Origin of the sequence: Cellvibrio chitinivorans (genome assembly GCF_035117775.1) — a bacterium.
Classification (GTDB): Bacteria; Pseudomonadota; Gammaproteobacteria; order Pseudomonadales; family Cellvibrionaceae; genus Cellvibrio; species Cellvibrio chitinivorans.
The window spans coordinates 119345-137555 of the sequence record NZ_JAYKKN010000004.1; the positions used below are offsets into that span (position 1 = coordinate 119345).

Consider the following 18211-nt stretch of genomic DNA (forward strand, 5'->3'; position numbering starts at 1 on the left):
AATTGCAATAACAGGTACCCAGCATGGCCAATACGAATAAAACCAAAGCCGAAATATTGCAGGAACTTGAATCGATAAAAGGATTATTACTGGAAGAAGACCACATACCTATTCTGCAGGACATGGAGAGTAGGCTTGACGCACAGCTTGAGCGCTTTAGCGATGCTCAAACTGATGACGATCACATAGAACCACCCGTACTCACCAACCGCCACGAATCGGTTTTACCCGGGCAAGGTTCATTGTTTGATGAGTCATCATCACCAATTGCGAAAATCGTTGATCAACTTAATATCAAACCCGTTGCGCCGGCAGCAGCGGCCGCACCGAACACTCCCAATCCCTATCGTGTTCCTACCCAACCACAATCACAACCACAGCCACAACCACTTACAACAGAGAATCGCCCGCTTGCCAAAGCCAGCGGTGAGAATCCTTTTTTACCCCAACACATTCGCGAACGCCTGCACGGCAACAACCCACCGCCGCTGTTTGAATACGAAACTGCTAAAAAAATTATCAACTCAACAAAAAATATCGCGCACAAAACCAATAAGCCGCGCCAGTATTTGGTTGAAGAGGTGATGCTCAGTATCATGCCGCAACTGGAGCGGGAGTTGCGCCAGCGCTTGTTTGCGATGAGCGTGGAAGATTTGGAAAAACTGCTCAATGAGGATGAGGACTAAGCCTGTACAAACTTAGTCCTCAAAAATTATTGTTGATTCGCACAAGCTAAATCGCGCGATGTTTTCACTTTTCCAAACACCCAAAGTGCAAAAAATACCAGCAGGATATTAACCAGAAAGACCTGATGGTAGCCGTAATAATCGGCCACCAAGCCCACCATCAAACTACTCATTAAATTGCCGATGTGCGTGGTATTGGTGTAAAGCGCTGACGCACCGCCTGAGCGCCCCGGCATTAAATCCTGAATCACTGAAACACCTAATCCTGCTAGCACGCCAATAAAAATCGCGTTGAAAATTTGCAGCACAAACAAATGCCACAATTCAGTTGCCCAATAAACGCCTGCGTATAACAACAGTGCGGCAATACCTGCACAACGAATTAAGTTAATCAACGGAAAACGGCTGGCGTAGTAACCAGCCAACAGCATAAACGGAACTTCCAGTGCGGCGGTGGTACCCATCACCCAGCCCATCCACTGCGTATCCAAATGCAAGTTGTCTTTGAGGTGAATCGGCAAACTAATCAGATAGGCGTTATTCACTCCCCAAAATAACGAGAAGGCAATCGCACACAACCAAAGGGATTGTTTAATCGTGGGCGCAAGCGGCGGTAAAACAGGTTGATCCGCGGCACACTCACGCAGATTATTTTTTTGCGTCAAACGTGGCATCAGCTTGATACTTGCGGCAGCAACTAACACATACAAAATACCAGCAACGCTATAACTCACATCAAAACCAAAATAGGTGGCAAGTAAAAATCCTGCGGGTGGGCCGGCCACCCAAGCAAAAGCAATTTGCGCGCGCATGATTGCGTTAAATAGGGGAATACGCTCGCCGGGGATTTCTGCTTCGGCGTAATCAAGACTGTAAGCCATGATTTGCGAAAAAGAGACCATCGATAAGCTCAGCAGTAAAACCGCCGTAATCGCCACCAGCCAATAATTACGCGATAACGCAAAAATCACACACGCGAGAGTGCCGAGCAAACAACAAGCAATCACCAAGGGACGGCGATCCGCCAACTTATCAGACCAATGTCCCAACCAGTGGTTGTACGCAATACTGGACAAGGCGATGCCCGCAAACGCCAACCCCACCAAGAGCGGGCGCGCGCCTATCTCTTTAGCCAGAAACAAACTAAACGTAGGCAATACCAGCGCACCAACAACACCAGCGGTAAAAAATAATAGATATAAGCCCAAAGCGATGGGGCGAAATAAAGGAGATGACACACGAATTACCAGCAGAAAAGATAAAGCCGCATCATAGCTGAAACCGATTACAGGCAATAGGCAGACTTATTCAGCCTGATGACTAGAGTCTTTCTGTATAATCGCCGCAACCGCCCAGAGGATCGCCCTATGCAGTGCATTAGCATTCAAATACAACCTAAATACAGCCGAGAATTTGATCGCGAGGCGTTTTTGCAGCGAGTCCGCAACATTCGCTCGCCGGAAGTGGATGCAATCGAAGAAAAGGGCAAGCTCTATCTGAGCTTCAATTTTTTTACCGAGTTCCCTGCCCCTTTGTGGCAAGCGCTGAATGAATCCCTGTACAAAGATCCCGAATACTCCGCACGAATCGCACCAGTTTCCGTCGCCATATGCGAAGGTGAAACCGATGAAGAGTGCCTACTGCTACATCACTTTGATGCAAGCGAAAAGCTGGACCATTTTTAACATTCCCACCGAGTAAATCATGTCAACAATTAATTGGTTCCCTGGCCACATGCACAAGGCCCGCAAAGAAATTGCGGAAGTAATGCCTCATGTGGATGTAGTGATTGAAGTTATCGATGCCCGCATTCCTTTCTCCAGTGAAAACCCATTGGTTCCCGCGCTGCGCGGCGACACTCCATTAATCAAATTGCTCAACAAAGCCGATTTAGCCGACCCGGCGACGACCGCACTGTGGGTTGAAAAGATGGAGCAGGAAGCAGGCGTGAAAGCCCTGCCAGTGAGCCAACAGCGCCCCGAGCAAATTCGCAATCTGTTAAATGTATGTACCAGTTTGGTGAGCGAACGCCAGCGCGAATTGCGCCCCGCGCGCGCAATGATTATGGGCATCCCCAACGTGGGTAAATCGACCATTATCAACACCCTTGCCGGGCGAGTGATTGCCAAAACCGGCAACGAGGCAGGTGTCACCAAGGCGCAACAAAAAATTAAATTGGAGAACGGCATTTTATTAACCGATACCCCCGGATTTTTGTGGCCGAAATTATCGCCACCATCCTGCGGTTATCGCCTTGCCATTACCGGTGCAATCAAAGACACCGTATTTGATTATGCCGATATCGCTCTCTACGCCGCTGAATACCTATTAAAAGCTTATCCCGAAGCACTCAAGAAGCGTTACGGATTAGACGAACTGCCAGAAACCGATGTGGAATTATTGGATGCGATCGGGATAAAACGCGGCTGCACACGCAAAGGCGGCGGAGTAGAAATCCAAAAAGTGTCTTCGATATTAATTACCGAATTGCGTGGCGGCTTACTCGGGCCGATTAGCTGGGAAACCCCGGAGATGACTCAACAGGAAGTTGCTGAAGCGAAAGAAGCAGATGAAAAAAAGCGGATAGAAAAAGAAGAGGCAGATCGGATTCGCCGACTAAAAACCAAAAAAAATCGCCGCTAGGGCGATTTTTTTATTTACAGCAGACTGCGTACATAACTGGCCACTGCCAGAGGATCATGGGATTCAGCCAACTCATCTGGCAACTTTTTCACATGCCAAATTACTGTCCAATCCAAATGCTCGCCCGGCGCTAATTCAACACTAGCGCCCTGCTGTTTCATCTCAATAAAAATATGCTCGACATGGGTAAAGAGTTCAATTTCACGCTCACCATCTGCAATACCTGATGCAGGGGTATCCACAAATTCTTTTACCAGCAGGTAATTTTTATCAACATATGCAACCCAACCCTCTTTGCCATCTTGCATCGACTTGTGGTGATCAGTGCGAATTTTTTTCGCGTCGTAGTCGTACCAGGTTAAATCGCCAATAGCTTGCACATTGAGCGGATAAAAAATCCCGCTGGTTACTTCGGTGTCACCCGCCGGATAAAACAAACTGCCGCGCGGTGGCAAACGAGTCACTTCCAAGGGGGCAACTTTTTTTGTTTGTGCACTGTGATTGGTAATGCGATAAGTCACTGCGATGCGATCATCACCAGCAGGCATATAGGTTTTGGTAAATTGATAGCCGGTTTTGGGGTCGATTCCACTGGTTAATACCAAGCGATCTTCTTCAGTACCCAAGGTGTAGGGTTTGCTATCAAGCGTATCTATGGGCGGCCATTGCCACTCAGCTTGCGGGCTTGACCACAACACAGTGCCCCAATCGGTAATCGCACTTTGATCGGCATCAGTCACCAGAAACTCATGGCCGGCATATTGAAGGGATGAAATACGTGCGGCGATTTTGGGCATTATCTCCATACGGATTTTGCCTTGTTTAATGTACAGCCGCGAACCATCTTGTTTACAGAACTCAGGCAAGGAAGCCGCATCCTGACTATTATTGCCGCATCCGGATATAGCCAAGCAAATGGCCAAAAATGCGATCAGGGAAAAGCGCTCTCTCATTGTCTATCGTGATCCTCTAGCGGAATGCTGGTCGCCATTAGGGTAAAGCCCTTGCGGGCATTCAAGTTACGGCTTTTTTACGGTATTCAAGTGTACTCACTTTTGGTGGCAGCGACCATTTGTCAGACGTAAAGCCGAGTAAAGCAAAGTAAATAACCTATCCCCTATATGCACCTGCGATTATTCCATCTCGCGCAAGCTGATGGTGATATCGCCCGCAGCACTGGAAACATAGGCGATAGACTCGGTAATCGTCACTGTGAGATTCATGGTTTTATCGGCAAGTGCCGTCAGGCTTTGCAACTCATCGGCAGCAAAATAATGAATGCTGACTTTCGGTAGTGCGCGAATCGCTGCGCTATTGGATTTCCACCAAACATCCATACCGCGCCCATAAGTAAATACCTTCACGGCTTGCGATTGCCCTGATGCTTTTTTCAGCCGCTCAGGTGTTGGCTGCCCTACTTCAATCCATTCCAAAATAGTGCCGTTATCGTGCTTTAACCATAAATCAGGCTCATCCATAGAGGACAAACCTTTGGTGAAGGTTAAATTTTCCGCAGCGCGATAACAAAAGGCTAGAATACGCACCATCATGCGCTCAACCGTTTCCGATGGATGCAGCGCGACAGTTAGATTGAAATCGCCAAATACATTGCGATCCATATCCGATACGCTCAGGTTTGCTTTATAGATACTTGCCTTCAGAGCCACAATTTTCTCACTTATTCAACGCTAAAAAATGTCTGATACTTCTTTTGAAATACCGCAAAAATTTGAATTCACTGTCACCCAAGCCGAACAAACCGCACTGGATTTATTGGCCGAAGGAACAGGATTGTCCAAGCAGCGCATTAAAGATGCGATGAACAAAGGCGCAGTCTGGTGGGCACTCAAAGGTAAAACCCTGCGCTTACGCCGCGCCACAAAAGTGCTGAACAAAGGTTCAAAAATTCAGTTCTTTTACGACGAGCAAGTGCTCGCACGCAAACCCGGCACCGCCACGCAAATTTATGATGGCAATAATTACAGCATTTGGTTTAAACCGGCAGGCATGCTTTCGCAGGGGTCACAATGGGGCGATCACTGCAGCATTTTACGGTGGGTTGAAGTGAATGGCCAACCTAAAGATGGTCAGCGTCAGCGCGAGTGTTTTTTAGTACATCGATTGGATGCCGATGCGATGGGCTTAATCATCCTCGCCCACAACAGCCAAAGCGCGGCAAAATTATCGGCACTCTTCCAAGCGCGCGACATGCGAAAATTTTATCAAGCCTGGGTTGTTGACCACGGCGAATTACCCGCAACGGAATTAACACTCAATAATGATCTCGATGGAAAATCGGCCATCACTCACATCAAAAAAATTCGTTCGACCGATAATAAATCGCTGTTAGATATCCACATTGAAACCGGGCGCAAACATCAAATACGTCGCCATCTAGCCAACATCGGCCACCCGATTGTGGGTGATAAACTCTACGGAACCAAAGCATCTGCCGGTTTACAGTTATTAGCTTATCGACTCGAATTCACCTGCCCCAATACCAAGCAATCCGTTATTGTTGAATTGCCCACTGAATTACAATTCAGCTAGCAAACAGATAAAAAAATACATCGACGCAAAAACAAAAAGCCCTGCTCATTTTGCAATGAGCAGGGCTTTTTTATTTAGCCATTAATTACATTGGTTTTGTAATGCACAGGCCTTCAGACCATTAGAGAACGCATAGCCAGTTACATAATCTTCCCAAGTAGACCAAGCCATAATTCCGCGCAAATCCGGATAGATTTTTGCAGGCTTATAACCGGTACCGCAATCACCTGAGCGCAAGCAACGCATCGCCGCTTTCACAACAGTCGGGTTGGTATAACCACTACCTGCTGCACTTGGCGCAGTTGATGCCGGCAAACCAATGATCACCTTATTAGCAGGCAATCCAAGGTAGCTCACGCCGGTGCTGCCAATTTGGAAACCTTCAATCAAGGCTTCAGTCCAGGCAACCAAACCATCTTGAGTGGCAGAGTTATAGAACTGACCATTTTTACCTGGCATAGAACCGGTGTTGTAGTACTGCATTTGAATCCAGCTAATGTCATCGCGCAGTGCGTTAATCAACGGCAAGTACACGCCCCAATTGTATTGCCCCAACCAGTTACCGGGCAAATTCGCACCTATGGTGTGAGCCGTTTCCGGAGCCATAGTCAACAGGAAGCTGGAACCGTAACGCGCTTTCAAACGCTTGATTGCACGCGCAAGGTAATCCGCTGAATATTGCGGGCTGGTCAAATTGATTTGTGCATTCGGGTTAGTGTGCAGGCCTTTTTCAGTATCGATGTCGATACCGTCCAAACCAAATTGATCTTTAATCGCAATAAACGAATTAACGAAGTTATCTTCCTGTGCTTGGCTGTTCAACACGAAAGTCGCATTAGCGCCGCCAATCGATAACAACACGCGCTTGCCTTGTGCTTTTGCCGCAGCAATTTGCGCCGCAGTTGGATTATTTTGAACCCCACCTTCATTACCCAAAAAGAGCGAACCATCTGAATTAATTGACGGGAAAGAAATGTTCAACACAGTGTAATTTGGAATCGATGCCGGTACTTCTAACGGCCAGTGCCAGTTTTCCCAGTAACCCACCAAGTCGCGACCATTGTCCGTTGCCACTGAACTGCTACTGCTGCTGGATGGCACGCTGGAGCTGCTAACAATCGATGAACTGCTTGAAGAAATTACACTGCTAGAGCTGGAACTTGAGCGAGAACTGCTCACTACAGACGAGCTGGTCGCAGAACAGTTTCCGCCAGCAGTCCAAGCCTGTTGCCAGTAACTACCAGTACCCGGTGCATAGGCCCAAGCCGCAGTAGAAGAGCACCAGCCTGGAACCTGACAGGTGTAAGCGCCACCCGCATTAGTAACAACGGCACCAGCAGCGTAAGTAGTACCTGCAACAAACGCGGGGCAACTACCAACACTGGCTACTGATGAAACAACACTACTGCTTTGCACAGATGAACTGGATGGACGTGATGAGCTGCTCGGCACACTGGAAGAGCTAGGTGCGACGCTGGAGCTGGAAGAAACGCTAGAAGTAGCGCCATCACAAGTACCATTATCAGTCCAATGCTGCCACTGACCAGATGAGGTAGCTGGATTGTTCGCTTGTGTCCAGTAGTTAGCGGTATAACCACGGCTCAAGTGCTGAACCTTGTTACCTTGAGTGTAAATAGTGCTGCTGTTCCATTGCGCCAAGCCTGAGCAATCCACTGCAAATGCTTCGGTTGATATCAGGGACGCACTGATGAGTGCTCCCATCGAGATTATTTTTTTCATCGACGTTTCTACCCTCTTTTCATTATGAATTCTTAAGAAAATACGACTGACGAATAGCAACAAGACTCTCACCGTCACTGGTTGCTGCATAAGGCTGGCACCTTTTATATTCGCCGATTAGCGATTGTCAACGTTGTCATTTGCACCTGAACCAATCCCCAACTAGCAAAACAACATCAAACAAGGGAATCAAATACAGGAGGGAGGACAAACTTACATCAGACAAACGACTGCCGATGAGAGTAAGTACATCTTTTATACAAATCAAGCAACTGAAATATAAAAACGCGACACATCTAACATTTTGGATCTAAAAGATTTTCAAGTTTTTGATTCTGGTAAACATCCAGATAAAAAAATAGCGCCACTAGGGCGCTATCTTCAACAACCTGATAATTACTCAGGGCGCATATGCGGGAAGAGCAAAACATCGCGAATTGATGGCGCATTGGCAAACAGCATAATCAGACGGTCGATACCAATCCCCTCGCCTGCTGTTGGTGGCAAACCGTATTCCAATGCACGAACGAAGTCAGCGTCATAGTGCATAGCTTCATCGTCGCCTGCATCTTTTTCACGAACTTGCTGCATAAAGCGCTCAGCTTGGTCTTCTGCGTCATTCAACTCAGAGAAACCATTCGCCAACTCGCGACCGCCAATAAAGAATTCAAAGCGGTCAGTAACCGCAGGGTTCTCATCGTTGCGACGCGCAAGAGGTGAAACTTCAATTGGATATTCGGTAATGAAGGTTGGTTGATCGAGCTTATGCTCAACTGTCTCTTCAAAAATTTCGATATGAATTTTGCCCAGACCGTAAGAATCTTTAACTTCAATACCCAAATCTTTCGCCGCTTTGGTTGCACCTTCAATGGTGCTTAATTGTTCGCGAGTAATTTGCGGGTTGTAGTGCAATACAGAATCAAATACCGACATGCGCGCAAATGGTTTACCGAAATCGTATTCACTGGTTTGGTATTTCAAAACAGTGCTGCCAGTTACTTCAACGCACAGCTTACGCAGCAAGTCTTCGGTCAAATCCATCAGATCTTTGTAGTCGGCGTATGCTTGGTAGAATTCCATCATAGTGAATTCTGGATTGTGACGAGTTGAAACACCTTCGTTACGGAAGTTGCGGTTAATTTCAAACACTCGCTCAAAACCGCCAACTACCAAACGCTTCAAATACAGCTCTGGCGCGATACGCAAAAACATATCCATATCCAGCGCATTGTGGTGAGTAATAAATGGTTTTGCAGAAGCGCCACCAGGAATTACGTGCAGCATTGGAGTTTCAACTTCCATAAAGCCGCAGCCACTCATGTAGTTGCGAATAAAGCTAATGCATTGTGAGCGCAAGCGGAAAGTGTCACGCACTTCCGGGTTAACAATCAGGTCAACATAACGCTGACGATAGCGAATTTCCTGATCGCTCAGGCCGTGATATTTATCCGGCAGCGGACGCAAAGATTTGGTGAGCAATTGATACTCCTCCAAGTTCACGTACAAATCGCCTTTGCCAGATTTATGCAGCGCACCTTTTACACCAACGATATCGCCGATATCCCACAAGCCCCACTTATCTTTAATTACTTCTTGTGCAGCTTTGTCAGCATAAAGCTGGATGGAGCCATCGCCATCTTGCAGCACCATAAATGGGCCACGTTTAGCCATGATGCGACCAGCAACGCTCACCACGTGATTAGCCGCTTCCAACTCTTCTTTAGTTTTTTCACCAAAAACAGCCTGTAAATCCACACTTTTATCAGCGCGACGGAAATCATTTGGGAAGGCATTGCCCTTCTCACGGATTGCAGCCAGCTTATGGCGGCGCTCGGCAATCAGTTTGTTCTCATCCTGTGCTTCTGTTTGTGCAGATTGATTTTCGTTGCTCATAGTCTTCACTAAAGTTGAATTAAAAAGTTGAATTTAAAATAGATAGTTGGGCTGCTAAAAATTACAGACCGGCCTTTAAGCTTTCGACAATAAATTGATCCAAATCACCATCTAACACGGCTTGAGTATTAGAGGTTTGTACGCCAGTACGCAGGTCTTTAATACGCGAGTCATCCAATACGTAGGAGCGGATTTGACTGCCCCAGCCGATGTCAGACTTGTTATCTTCCATCGCTTGTTTTTCAGCGTTGCGCTTTTGCATTTCCTGCTCGTACATTTTTGCACGCAGCATTTTGTAAGCCTTGTCGCGGTTGGCGTGTTGCGAACGCTCGTTCTGGCACTGCACCACAATTCCGCTCGGAATGTGCGTAATACGAATCGCGGAATCGGTTTTGTTAACGTGCTGACCACCCGCACCACTTGCACGATAAGTATCGATACGCAAGTCAGCGGGATTGATATCAATTTCGATATTGTCATCAATCTCTGGCGATACAAATACGGAACAGAAAGAAGTGTGGCGACGATTGCCGGAGTCAAACGGCGACTTACGCACTAAACGATGAACACCGGTTTCAGTGCGCAACCAACCAAAGGCGTACTCGCCTTCAAAATAAATGGTCGCACTTTTAATACCCGCCACATCGCCCGCAGAAACTTCTTCCAAGGTGACTTTGAAACCTTTGGCTTCGCCCCAGCGCAGATACATACGCAGGACAATTTCAGCCCAGTCTTGCGCCTCAGTACCGCCCGAACCGGATTGAATATCCAGATAGGCATTGTTCGCATCGGTTTCACCCGAGAACATGCGACGGAATTCCAACACACCTAATTGCTTGTCCAGACGATCCAATTCGGCTTCAACATCAGCCACCATGGATTCATCATCTTCCTCTACCGCCATATCCAACAATTCGCGCGAATCAGCAACGCCACTATCGAGATCATCGATGGTTTTTACCACCATCTCCAAGGCTGAGCGTTCGCGTCCGAGAGCTTGGGCGCGCTCTGGATTTTCCCAAACACTGGGTTCACCGAGATCTAACTCAACTTCGGCTAGGCGTTCTTTTTTGAGATCGTAGTCAAAGATACCCCCTAAGCACATTGGTGCGCTCAGTCAGGTCTTTAAGGGCAAGCAATAAGGGGTTAATTTCCATGATGATGCGTAATTTAATCCGGGTTTAGGCCTGAATCAGGCAGAAAAAGCGAGGCGCGCATTCTACATGAGATAGAGGGATCAGGCCAAATCACTGTAAAGCAGTATAAATTCACTCATAGATAAGCAGATCAATCGACTAGCAAGATTATTTCCGCGACAGGCTTCCGTGAAAACGGTTACATCTGTAGACTGCGAGTAACCGATTACATCGGTTTACTACAACATTTATAAATCTCGCAGATAAATATAAAAACCTGGAGAACCCATGAAGTATTCGTCATTACCTTTTTGTTCATTTTCCTTGTCCGCAGTTTTGGCAATTACCCTTTCGGCTTGTGGCGGCGGAGGTGGAAGCGGCGGAAACAGCAACCCCACACCCGGTACTGCTAGCAGTCAGGCCGTTTCTTCCAGCTCAAGCATCCCAATTTCAAGCATACATAGCTCAAGTGCACCAAGCTCAAATGCGGCCAGTATCAGTTCAGTTATCTCGTCCAGCAGCACAGCCAGTAACTGTCAGGTCGATGGTAAATCCTGGTCTATGTGCACCCAAAACCAAATGGGATGGGATTATGAAAATGGCAGCTATTGCATAGCAACCAGTTTCTGCCCAGCCAATCGCACTAACCTACCCATTATTGCTGGCCGCGATACGCCCGTTGATACCAATGCAACCAGCAAAACCCGCGCGCTCTACACCTACCTGCGCAGTATTTGGGGGAAATCCACACTCACAGGCCAGCAAGATCTAACCTGGAAAGATACGATAGATATGGCTGAGCGTGTACACGCTGACACAGGAAAATACCCAGCTCTGATGGGTTATGACTTTATGAACTACGGCATGACCGCTAATTGGGCGGAAGGTCGTCAGCAGACCGAAGAGGCCATCGCCTACTCTGCCAAAGGCGGTTTGGTGAGTTTTGCCTGGCATTGGCGCGATCCATCCAAGCTGAACACAGCGGATGTTAACAATGCGCACTTTTATACCGCTGACACCGCCTTTCAGATCCCGATAAAGGATGGCGCGCTGGATACCAACAGTGCGGCTTACACGCAAATCAACGCGGGTATCGACTTAATCGCCATTGAGTTAAAAAAATTACGCGATGCCGATGTGCCTGTACTTTGGCGCCCATTGCATGAAGCCTCAGGCAACGATGGCAGTGGCTGGTTCTGGTGGGGACGCACTCGCACTGACGCTGCGCCGCAAGCTTACGCGCAAATTTTGTTATGGCGCCATATGTATGACCGCTTGGTAAATTATCACGGCCTGCACAATTTATTGTGGGTATGGAATGGCCAAAGTGCAGCTTGGTATCCGGGTGATGATGTGGTCGATGTAATCAGCCACGATATTTACGACAATACCGACAACAAGACCTATAAGTCGCAAGTCGCCACTTACACTCAAGCACGCAAATATTCTGCAGAAAATAAATTAATAGCCTTGAGTGAAAATAGCTACATTCCCGACCCGGACAAGATGGCAACGGATAACGCTTGGTGGCTGTGGTTTATGACATGGAACGACGGCAACTTTAATGAAACCACGTTGGAATCCAGCACTCATAAAGACAATTTCTGGAGTGGCGATTACTACAACACCAGCGCGCACAAAATCAAGGTGTACAACCATACCAATATGATTACGTTGGATGAATTGCCGAATCTCACACAGGCAAATTAATTCAAATTAAAACCCAAAAAAAATGCCCCCCTAAGGGGCATTTTTGTCTGCATATTTATTAAATACTGACAAACCAATCCTTGAGTATTTTTCTCTCCTTATCGCTCAAACTGCCATCTGGTGGCATTGGGCGACTTTTATCTTCAAAAACTTTTATTTCGATTTTTGTTCTACCATCTTGCTTTATTAACCAGTTATCTAGAGTTAATAAATTATTGTGTTCTTGCAAAAGTTCGCTGTGACATTGAGCGCAACGCTGTTGCAAAACCTCTCTCACCGCAGCAGGTGGTACTAATGATTTTGCAGACACATATCGGCCAGTTGTTTTGGGCTGATATTGCTCTCCCACAGACAAACGCAATATAGCGGCGTTACGATCATCCACAATAAAAATACTGCCATCGCGCGCTTGTGTGAGCCCAACGGGCGCTCCCTCGGGACGAACACCGGGAATTTCGTTCCACTGTGAAATCACTTCTTGATGCTGAGCTACTTTCTTCTCTTCTTTTTTTACACTAGCACCGCCTATTCCACCTTTAGGTGCAAAGATATGCTGAGTGTAAGGTTCATCGAACTTTGTAGGCGCTCGCCAAAAAACGGCTTCTTGCTGTAGTTCCGGACGCCCTAGATTATCAACCGAATAACTAACCAAACGATTACCCACAATCCGGTAGCCATGCCAACTCATTAGCAATTTGTTTTGCAGACCCGGTAGTTTTGTATCCGAATAGTAAATCATGTCCAGCGGTGCAACATGGGGTGGTAATAATGTCCAAGGCTGTTGGTACTCAGGTTGTTTACAATTACCGCCCTCAATACTTACATCACGATTAAAGCATAATGGCCACCCATAAAAGCGATTGCCATTTGCGATGATATTTAACTCTTCATATGGCTCTTCTGCATCAGGGAAGTCGATGCTATTTTCAGCTTGTAGAATAGTGCCTGAAGTGTGAACAACCAGTGCCATAGAATTGCGCAATCCGCGCGCAATAATTTCAAAGTCAGCAGAGTAGGTATTTGTTGATTTGTCGATATGATAGCGACGAATGCTCGCTTCTTTACCACTAATACAATCATCCAATGATGTTTTTTTATCGCAGCGATCGGATGAACTACCAATATTTACCAATAGATTGAAGCGTTCATCAAACGTGAAATTTTTGAGGGGATGGAGATACTCAGTATCAACTGGCAAATTATCCACCACCGTTTCCAATCCAACTACCTCACCGTTCTCCAAAGAAAAGCGTCTGATTCTGTCTGCCTCTCCTACATAAAATTTTCCGTCTACCCCGCGCAAAATTTTATGTGGCAAATTCAACTGGTTTAATAATACTTTTGCCAATGAATTCTGATTGCGATAATCCAAAAGAAGTAATTGCCCTTTACGCGGCGCCCATCCCCCCATATCAACGACGAGCAACTTATCATCATCTGTTTGCACCAACGTGCGAGGCATTTTGAGCGGATTTTTTGCATCGCGCCTTGCCACTAACCCTAAACAAGTTCCGGCTTGGGTTACAACGGGCAATTGAGCAAAACCATCGCAGTTACCCGCTACAGTTGTGTAAGAACCCGCGTTAACCGCTACTGCATATAACATCGGCAAACCAGCACAGAACAAACATCCAATATGTTTCAGCAAACTAATCATCTTCAAACGTTTCCACTCTCCCTTATCCATACGATTAAACGATTTCTATGGCACTGTTAATCATCCGTGAATTCAATCTCCGGAAAACCATCTGCCTGCGCATTTTGAGCATTCACATTGGCGATAACTTTACGCGCAATAGCGCGGTATTTTTGACTGATGGGCGATTCAGGGTCAGCCACTACCGAAGGTTTGCCTTCGTCCGCATCGGCACGAATCGATAATGCCAAGGGCAGCGAACCCAGTAACTCGGTTTGGTAATCACGCGCGATACGTTCACCCCCACCCTCGCCAAAAATATGTTCTTCGTGGCCGCAATTGGTACAGGTATGCAGCGCCATATTTTCAATCACCCCCAAAATCGGCACGTTCACTTTGCGGAACATTTCTATACCTTTTTTGGCATCTAACAGGGCGATGTCTTGCGGAGTCGTCACTATCACTGCCCCAGTCACCGGTACTTTTTGCGCTAGCGTGATTTGGATATCGCCTGTGCCCGGCGGCATATCTATTACCAGATAATCCACATTGTCCCAGCGGGTTTGCATCAGCAACTGCTGTAAAGCACCGGTTGCCATAGGGCCGCGCCACAACATAGGCGTTTCTTCGGTCACTAAATAGCCCATGGAAATCGACTGAAGGCCGTGAGCAACAATCGGCAGCATTTGCTGTTTGCCTTGTTCGCCTACAATCTCAGGGCGACGCTGCCCTACCCCTAACATCTGTGGTTGGCTGGGGCCGTAGATGTCGGCATCCAGAATCCCCACACGCGCACCTTCCGCCGCCAAGGCCAGAGCCAAATTGACCGCGGTGGTTGATTTACCAACACCGCCCTTGCCCGATGCCACCGCAATGATATTTTTTACTTGTGGAATCGCCTGTGAATGAGTCGCAGCCTGAACCATAACCAAACCTCCAAACGCTGTTTAAGCAGCTCGTTTATCCGTTGAAATTGCGCGCACCATAACAAACAGCTGCCTGTAGCAAAATAGCCAGAAACAAAAAAGGGTGCCGCTTGGCACCCTTTCATTTACCGCTTTCGTATTAAATCGCTTCCGCAATTTCCTGCTCATTATCGCGATCATGCTGATGGTCTTTCGCCAACAACATATATACCGATGGCAGTACAAACAGGGTGAAGAAAGTACCGATGGTCATACCCAATACCAGAACGATACCAATCGCATTACGCGCTTCAGCACCTGCACCCGCAGCAAAAATCAGCGGAGTATGGCCGGCGATAGTCGCCACACTGGTCATCATGACCGGACGCAAACGCAGTGACGATGCCTCGCGAATTGCATCCAACTTGGCCATCCCTTCTTCTTGCAGCTTGTTAGCAAACTCCACTACCAGAATACCGTTACGCGCAATCAAGCCCATCAAGGTCACCAGACCTACTTGGGAGTAGATATTGAGGGTACTGGTGAAACCGTTGGTGAAGAACGGAATCGGCATTGGAATCTTGAGGAAGGTGAACAGCAAGGCACCAAACATCGCCAAGGGTACCGACCCCGCCAGAATTACCAATGGATCGCGGAAGCTGTTGTACTGCGCCGCCAATACTAAAAAGATCATCAGCACTGCCATCAGGAATGCAGGCAGGAAGGTGTTGCCTTCACGAATCAGCTGACGCGATTCACCAGTGTAATCAATGGTGTAGTTTTTCGGCAGAATCTTACGTGCCTCAGCCTCAACATAAGCCAGTGCCTCACCCAATGGAACACCGGGCACACCGCTGATCTTGACTGCGTTCAACTGTTGCATACGGTTGATGGTGCGTGGCTCGGTGGAGTGAGTCATGGAGGCAACCTGATCAAGACGGATCAAGTTTCCATCTGGCCCAGTCACATAGAGGCCACCCAAATCATCCGGGCTCAAACGCTCTACACGCTTCACCTGCGGAATCACCTTGTAGCTTTGGCCGGCCATATTGAAGCGATTCACATAACCGCCACCTAACAAGGTGCCTACATCGTTAGTTACGGTTTGCAGATCCAGCCCTAAATCGGCCACTTTTTCGCGATCGATTTTGAGCGTGAATTCCGGCTGATCCACTTTAACGTCCATGGTCGAGAAGTAAAACTTGCCCGATTTCGCCATGATGTCCTGCACTTTCAGCGCGTACTCGTAAATCTCTTTGATGCTACCGGTAGATGCCAACACAATCTCAACCGGGAACTGACCACCACCCGGCAGCGCAGGTGGTGTAATCGGCAGAATTTTCACACCGGAAATCGCCGCCAGCTTCTGTTGCACCTCAGGCATGATTTGAAATACATCGCGGTCGCGCTCAGCCCAAGGCTTGGTTACCAAACCCGAGAAACCAGATGTAGGCATAGTCAGCTGGAAAGTAAAGTCAGTTTCAGGAACGCTCAGCAGCGCTTCGTTCACTTGTTTTCCATAGAAGGATGACTGATCCACCGTCGAGTTAGCTTGCGAGTCAACAATCCCGAAAATAACGCCTTGATCTTCGGTTGGCGCCAACTCTTTGGGCGACATGTTATAGAGCGGGAAACACATAATAGTGATACCGATCCAAAACACATAAACACCTGCACGATTCTGCAAACTGGCAGCCAGAGTACGACCATACCATTCACGGAAACGCTCGAATGGTTTCTCTAAAGGTGCTTTTAAACCGGTATGAGGTTTGAGCATGCGCGAACCCAACATGGGCGAGAGTGTAATCGCCACGATTGCCGAGATAGTCACCGCACCTGCCAAAGTGATCGCAAATTCGCGGAACAAGGAGCCGATCAAACCACCCTGCAAACCAATCGGGATATACACCGAGGCAAGTGTCACCGTCATCGCCAAAATTGGTCCAGCCAACTCACGAGCAGACACAATCGCCGCTTGGAAAGGTTTCATACCATCTTGAATATGACGCTCGATGTTTTCGACCATCACGATGGCGTCATCCACCACCAGACCGACACAGAGCACAATCGACAGCAGTGTCAGCAAATTCAGCGAGAATCCGCATATCTGCATAATGAAGAGCGCACCAATCAGCGAGAGCGGAATCGCCAATACCGGAATAATCACCGAGCGACTAAAACCGAGGAACAGGAAGATCACTATGACGATAATGATCAGGGTTTCAGTCAGGGTTTTAATTACCTCATGGATTGCCGCATCAATATACGCGGTAGAGTCATAGGCAACCGTTGCCGATAAACCGGTGGGCAATTCAGCCTTAATGGCATCCATCTCTTTATTAACGGCTTTCATTACATCCAGCGCGTTGGCATTAGGCGCAACCCAAACGCCCATAAACACGGCGGTATCACCTGAGTAGTTCACCACCGTATCGTAGTTTTCAGCGCCCAGAGCGACATCGGCAATATCGCTTAAACGGATAATCCCTTCGGGCGAGTTGCGAATAATCAGCCGCTTGAATTCATCCACGCTTTGGATGTCGGTATCCGCGCGCAAGTTAACCTGCGTATAAGAGCCGCGAGTTTGCCCGACTGCCGCTTGCACGTTGTTCGCTGCCAGCGCTGCACGTACTTGTACGGGGGTGACATTCAACGCCGCCATCCGATCCGGTTTCAGCCAGATACGCATCGCAAAAGTTCTGCCGCCCAATACATCCGCCTTTTGCACACCGGCAACAGCAATCAATCGCGGCTGGATTGAACGAGTCAGGAAGTCAGTGATTTGGTTTTGCTCAAGAATTTCCGAGCTGAAACTGAGATAGGCTGCCGCAAATTGGGAATCAGCCGCTTCAATACGAATCGCAGGCACTTCCGCTTCAGGTGGTAAATCGCCACGCACCTGATTCACCTTGGCGGAGATTTCTGTCATCGCCTTGAGTGGATCGTAATTCAAGCGCAGATGCGCAGTAACCGTTGAACTGCCCATCGCACTTTGGGATTCGATGTAATCAATCCCGCCGGCAGAAGCGATTGCACGCTCAATCGGGGTGGTAATAAAACCGCGCACCAACTCGGCATTAGCACCGACATATACGGTATTGATGATAATCACCGAGATATCACTGCGCGGGTATTGGCGAACAGTCAGGTTGCTTCCCGCCTGTATCCCCAAGATCAAAATCAGCAGGCTCACGACTATCGCGAGAACCGGCTTTTTAATAAAGACATCAGTAAATTTCATAAATTTGGCTCGCTGGCTTTTGCGCTATGACAAAAGCATGGGCTGAAAATCATTTATCCCTTGTTGGATTA

Annotated in this window: 14 protein-coding genes; 5 read left to right on the top strand and 9 right to left on the bottom strand. The window is 47.7% G+C overall.

The window, feature by feature from the left end; genetic code table 11:
* The first annotated feature begins 23 nt into the window (after positions 1–23).
* Positions 24–686, top strand: a complete 663-nt coding sequence (locus tag SPL68_RS12445) for a hypothetical protein (protein ID WP_323815485.1) — start codon at positions 24–26, stop codon at positions 684–686.
* A gap of 26 nt (positions 687–712) precedes the next feature.
* On the opposite strand, the gene SPL68_RS12450 is transcribed toward SPL68_RS12445, so the two are convergent.
* Positions 713–1924, bottom strand: coding sequence for a sugar efflux transporter (locus tag SPL68_RS12450; RefSeq protein ID WP_323815486.1), 1212 nt, complete (start codon positions 1922–1924; stop codon positions 713–715).
* 129 nt (positions 1925–2053) lie between these two features.
* Here SPL68_RS12450 and SPL68_RS12455 point away from each other — a divergent pair, with 129 nt between their 5' ends.
* Positions 2054–2371 carry a hypothetical protein gene (locus SPL68_RS12455; RefSeq protein ID WP_323815487.1) on the top strand — a complete coding sequence of 106 codons (318 nt, stop codon included), beginning with the start codon at positions 2054–2056 and terminating at the stop codon, positions 2369–2371.
* A gap of 19 nt (positions 2372–2390) precedes the next feature.
* Entirely contained in the window at positions 2391–3329 is a 939-nt protein-coding gene (gene ylqF, locus SPL68_RS12460) for a ribosome biogenesis GTPase YlqF (RefSeq protein WP_323815488.1), read from the top strand.
* A 14-nt stretch (positions 3330–3343) separates the two neighbouring features.
* Here ylqF and SPL68_RS12465 read toward each other — a convergent pair whose 3' ends face one another.
* Complete coding sequence (locus SPL68_RS12465; RefSeq protein ID WP_323815489.1) at positions 3344–4282, bottom strand: YidC/Oxa1 family insertase periplasmic-domain containing protein; 939 nt, start codon at positions 4280–4282, stop codon at positions 3344–3346.
* Positions 4283–4462: 180 nt separating this feature from the next.
* Positions 4463–4996: a YaeQ family protein gene (locus SPL68_RS12470; protein WP_323815490.1), complete on the bottom strand. Its 534-nt coding sequence runs from the start codon at positions 4994–4996 to the stop codon at positions 4463–4465.
* Positions 4997–5024: 28 nt separating this feature from the next.
* Between SPL68_RS12470 and SPL68_RS12475 the strand changes: the two genes are divergently transcribed.
* Entirely contained in the window at positions 5025–5879 is an 855-nt protein-coding gene (locus SPL68_RS12475) for an RluA family pseudouridine synthase (protein WP_323815491.1), read from the top strand.
* Positions 5880–5960: 81 nt separating this feature from the next.
* Here the strand turns inward: SPL68_RS12475 and SPL68_RS12480 are convergent, their stop codons facing one another.
* The 3 genes from SPL68_RS12480 to prfB all read right to left on the bottom strand — a co-directional run bounded on the left by SPL68_RS12480 (position 5961) and on the right by prfB (position 10669).
* Positions 5961–7619 carry a glycosyl hydrolase family 18 protein gene (locus tag SPL68_RS12480; protein ID WP_323815492.1) on the bottom strand — a complete coding sequence of 553 codons (1659 nt, stop codon included), beginning with the start codon at positions 7617–7619 and terminating at the stop codon, positions 5961–5963.
* Positions 7620–8015: 396 nt separating this feature from the next.
* Entirely contained in the window at positions 8016–9512 is a 1497-nt protein-coding gene (gene lysS, locus SPL68_RS12485; protein ID WP_323815493.1) for a lysine--tRNA ligase, read from the bottom strand.
* A 61-nt stretch (positions 9513–9573) separates the two neighbouring features.
* Positions 9574–10669 (bottom strand): peptide chain release factor 2 gene (gene prfB / locus SPL68_RS12490; RefSeq protein WP_323815494.1). Its coding sequence is split into 2 segments (ribosomal slippage): positions 9574–10596 and positions 10598–10669, totalling 1095 coding nucleotides; the frame shifts between segments, so codons are not numbered across the junction.
* 267 nt (positions 10670–10936) lie between these two features.
* On the opposite strand from prfB, the gene SPL68_RS12495 reads away from it, so the two are divergent.
* Positions 10937–12358 carry a glycosyl hydrolase gene (locus tag SPL68_RS12495; protein ID WP_323815495.1) on the top strand — a complete coding sequence of 474 codons (1422 nt, stop codon included), beginning with the start codon at positions 10937–10939 and terminating at the stop codon, positions 12356–12358.
* Between the two features lie 58 nt (positions 12359–12416).
* Here the strand turns inward: SPL68_RS12495 and SPL68_RS12500 are convergent, their stop codons facing one another.
* The 3 genes from SPL68_RS12500 to SPL68_RS12510 form a co-directional block, all read right to left on the bottom strand.
* A complete protein-coding gene (locus tag SPL68_RS12500; RefSeq protein WP_323815496.1) occupies positions 12417–14015 on the bottom strand; it encodes a PQQ-dependent sugar dehydrogenase in 1599 nt (532 codons plus the stop codon).
* Between the two features lie 56 nt (positions 14016–14071).
* Positions 14072–14920, bottom strand: a complete 849-nt coding sequence (apbC, locus tag SPL68_RS12505; protein ID WP_323815497.1) for an iron-sulfur cluster carrier protein ApbC — start codon at positions 14918–14920, stop codon at positions 14072–14074.
* Positions 14921–15059: 139 nt separating this feature from the next.
* Positions 15060–18140 (bottom strand): efflux RND transporter permease subunit, encoded by a 3081-nt coding sequence (locus SPL68_RS12510; RefSeq protein WP_323815498.1) that lies wholly within the window; start codon positions 18138–18140, stop codon positions 15060–15062.
* Positions 18141–18211 lie beyond the last annotated feature (71 nt).

What these genes read in the sequence shown, in the direction of transcription:
- SPL68_RS12445 (WP_323815485.1), top strand. Translation starts at nt 24, where the DNA reads ATGGCCAATACGAATAAAACCAAAGCCGAAATATTGCAGGAACTTGAA.
- SPL68_RS12455 (WP_323815487.1), top strand. Translation starts at nt 2,054, where the DNA reads ATGCAGTGCATTAGCATTCAAATACAACCTAAATACAGCCGAGAATTT.
- ylqF (WP_323815488.1), top strand. Translation starts at nt 2,391, where the DNA reads ATGTCAACAATTAATTGGTTCCCTGGCCACATGCACAAGGCCCGCAAA.
- SPL68_RS12465 (WP_323815489.1), bottom strand. Translation starts at nt 4,282, where the DNA reads ATGAGAGAGCGCTTTTCCCTGATCGCATTTTTGGCCATTTGCTTGGCT.
- SPL68_RS12475 (WP_323815491.1), top strand. Translation starts at nt 5,025, where the DNA reads ATGTCTGATACTTCTTTTGAAATACCGCAAAAATTTGAATTCACTGTC.
- SPL68_RS12480 (WP_323815492.1), bottom strand. Translation starts at nt 7,619, where the DNA reads ATGAAAAAAATAATCTCGATGGGAGCACTCATCAGTGCGTCCCTGATA.
- lysS (WP_323815493.1), bottom strand. Translation starts at nt 9,512, where the DNA reads ATGAGCAACGAAAATCAATCTGCACAAACAGAAGCACAGGATGAGAAC.
- SPL68_RS12495 (WP_323815495.1), top strand. Translation starts at nt 10,937, where the DNA reads ATGAAGTATTCGTCATTACCTTTTTGTTCATTTTCCTTGTCCGCAGTT.
- SPL68_RS12500 (WP_323815496.1), bottom strand. Translation starts at nt 14,015, where the DNA reads ATGATTAGTTTGCTGAAACATATTGGATGTTTGTTCTGTGCTGGTTTG.
- apbC (WP_323815497.1), bottom strand. Translation starts at nt 14,920, where the DNA reads ATGGTTCAGGCTGCGACTCATTCACAGGCGATTCCACAAGTAAAAAAT.
- SPL68_RS12510 (WP_323815498.1), bottom strand. Translation starts at nt 18,140, where the DNA reads ATGAAATTTACTGATGTCTTTATTAAAAAGCCGGTTCTCGCGATAGTC.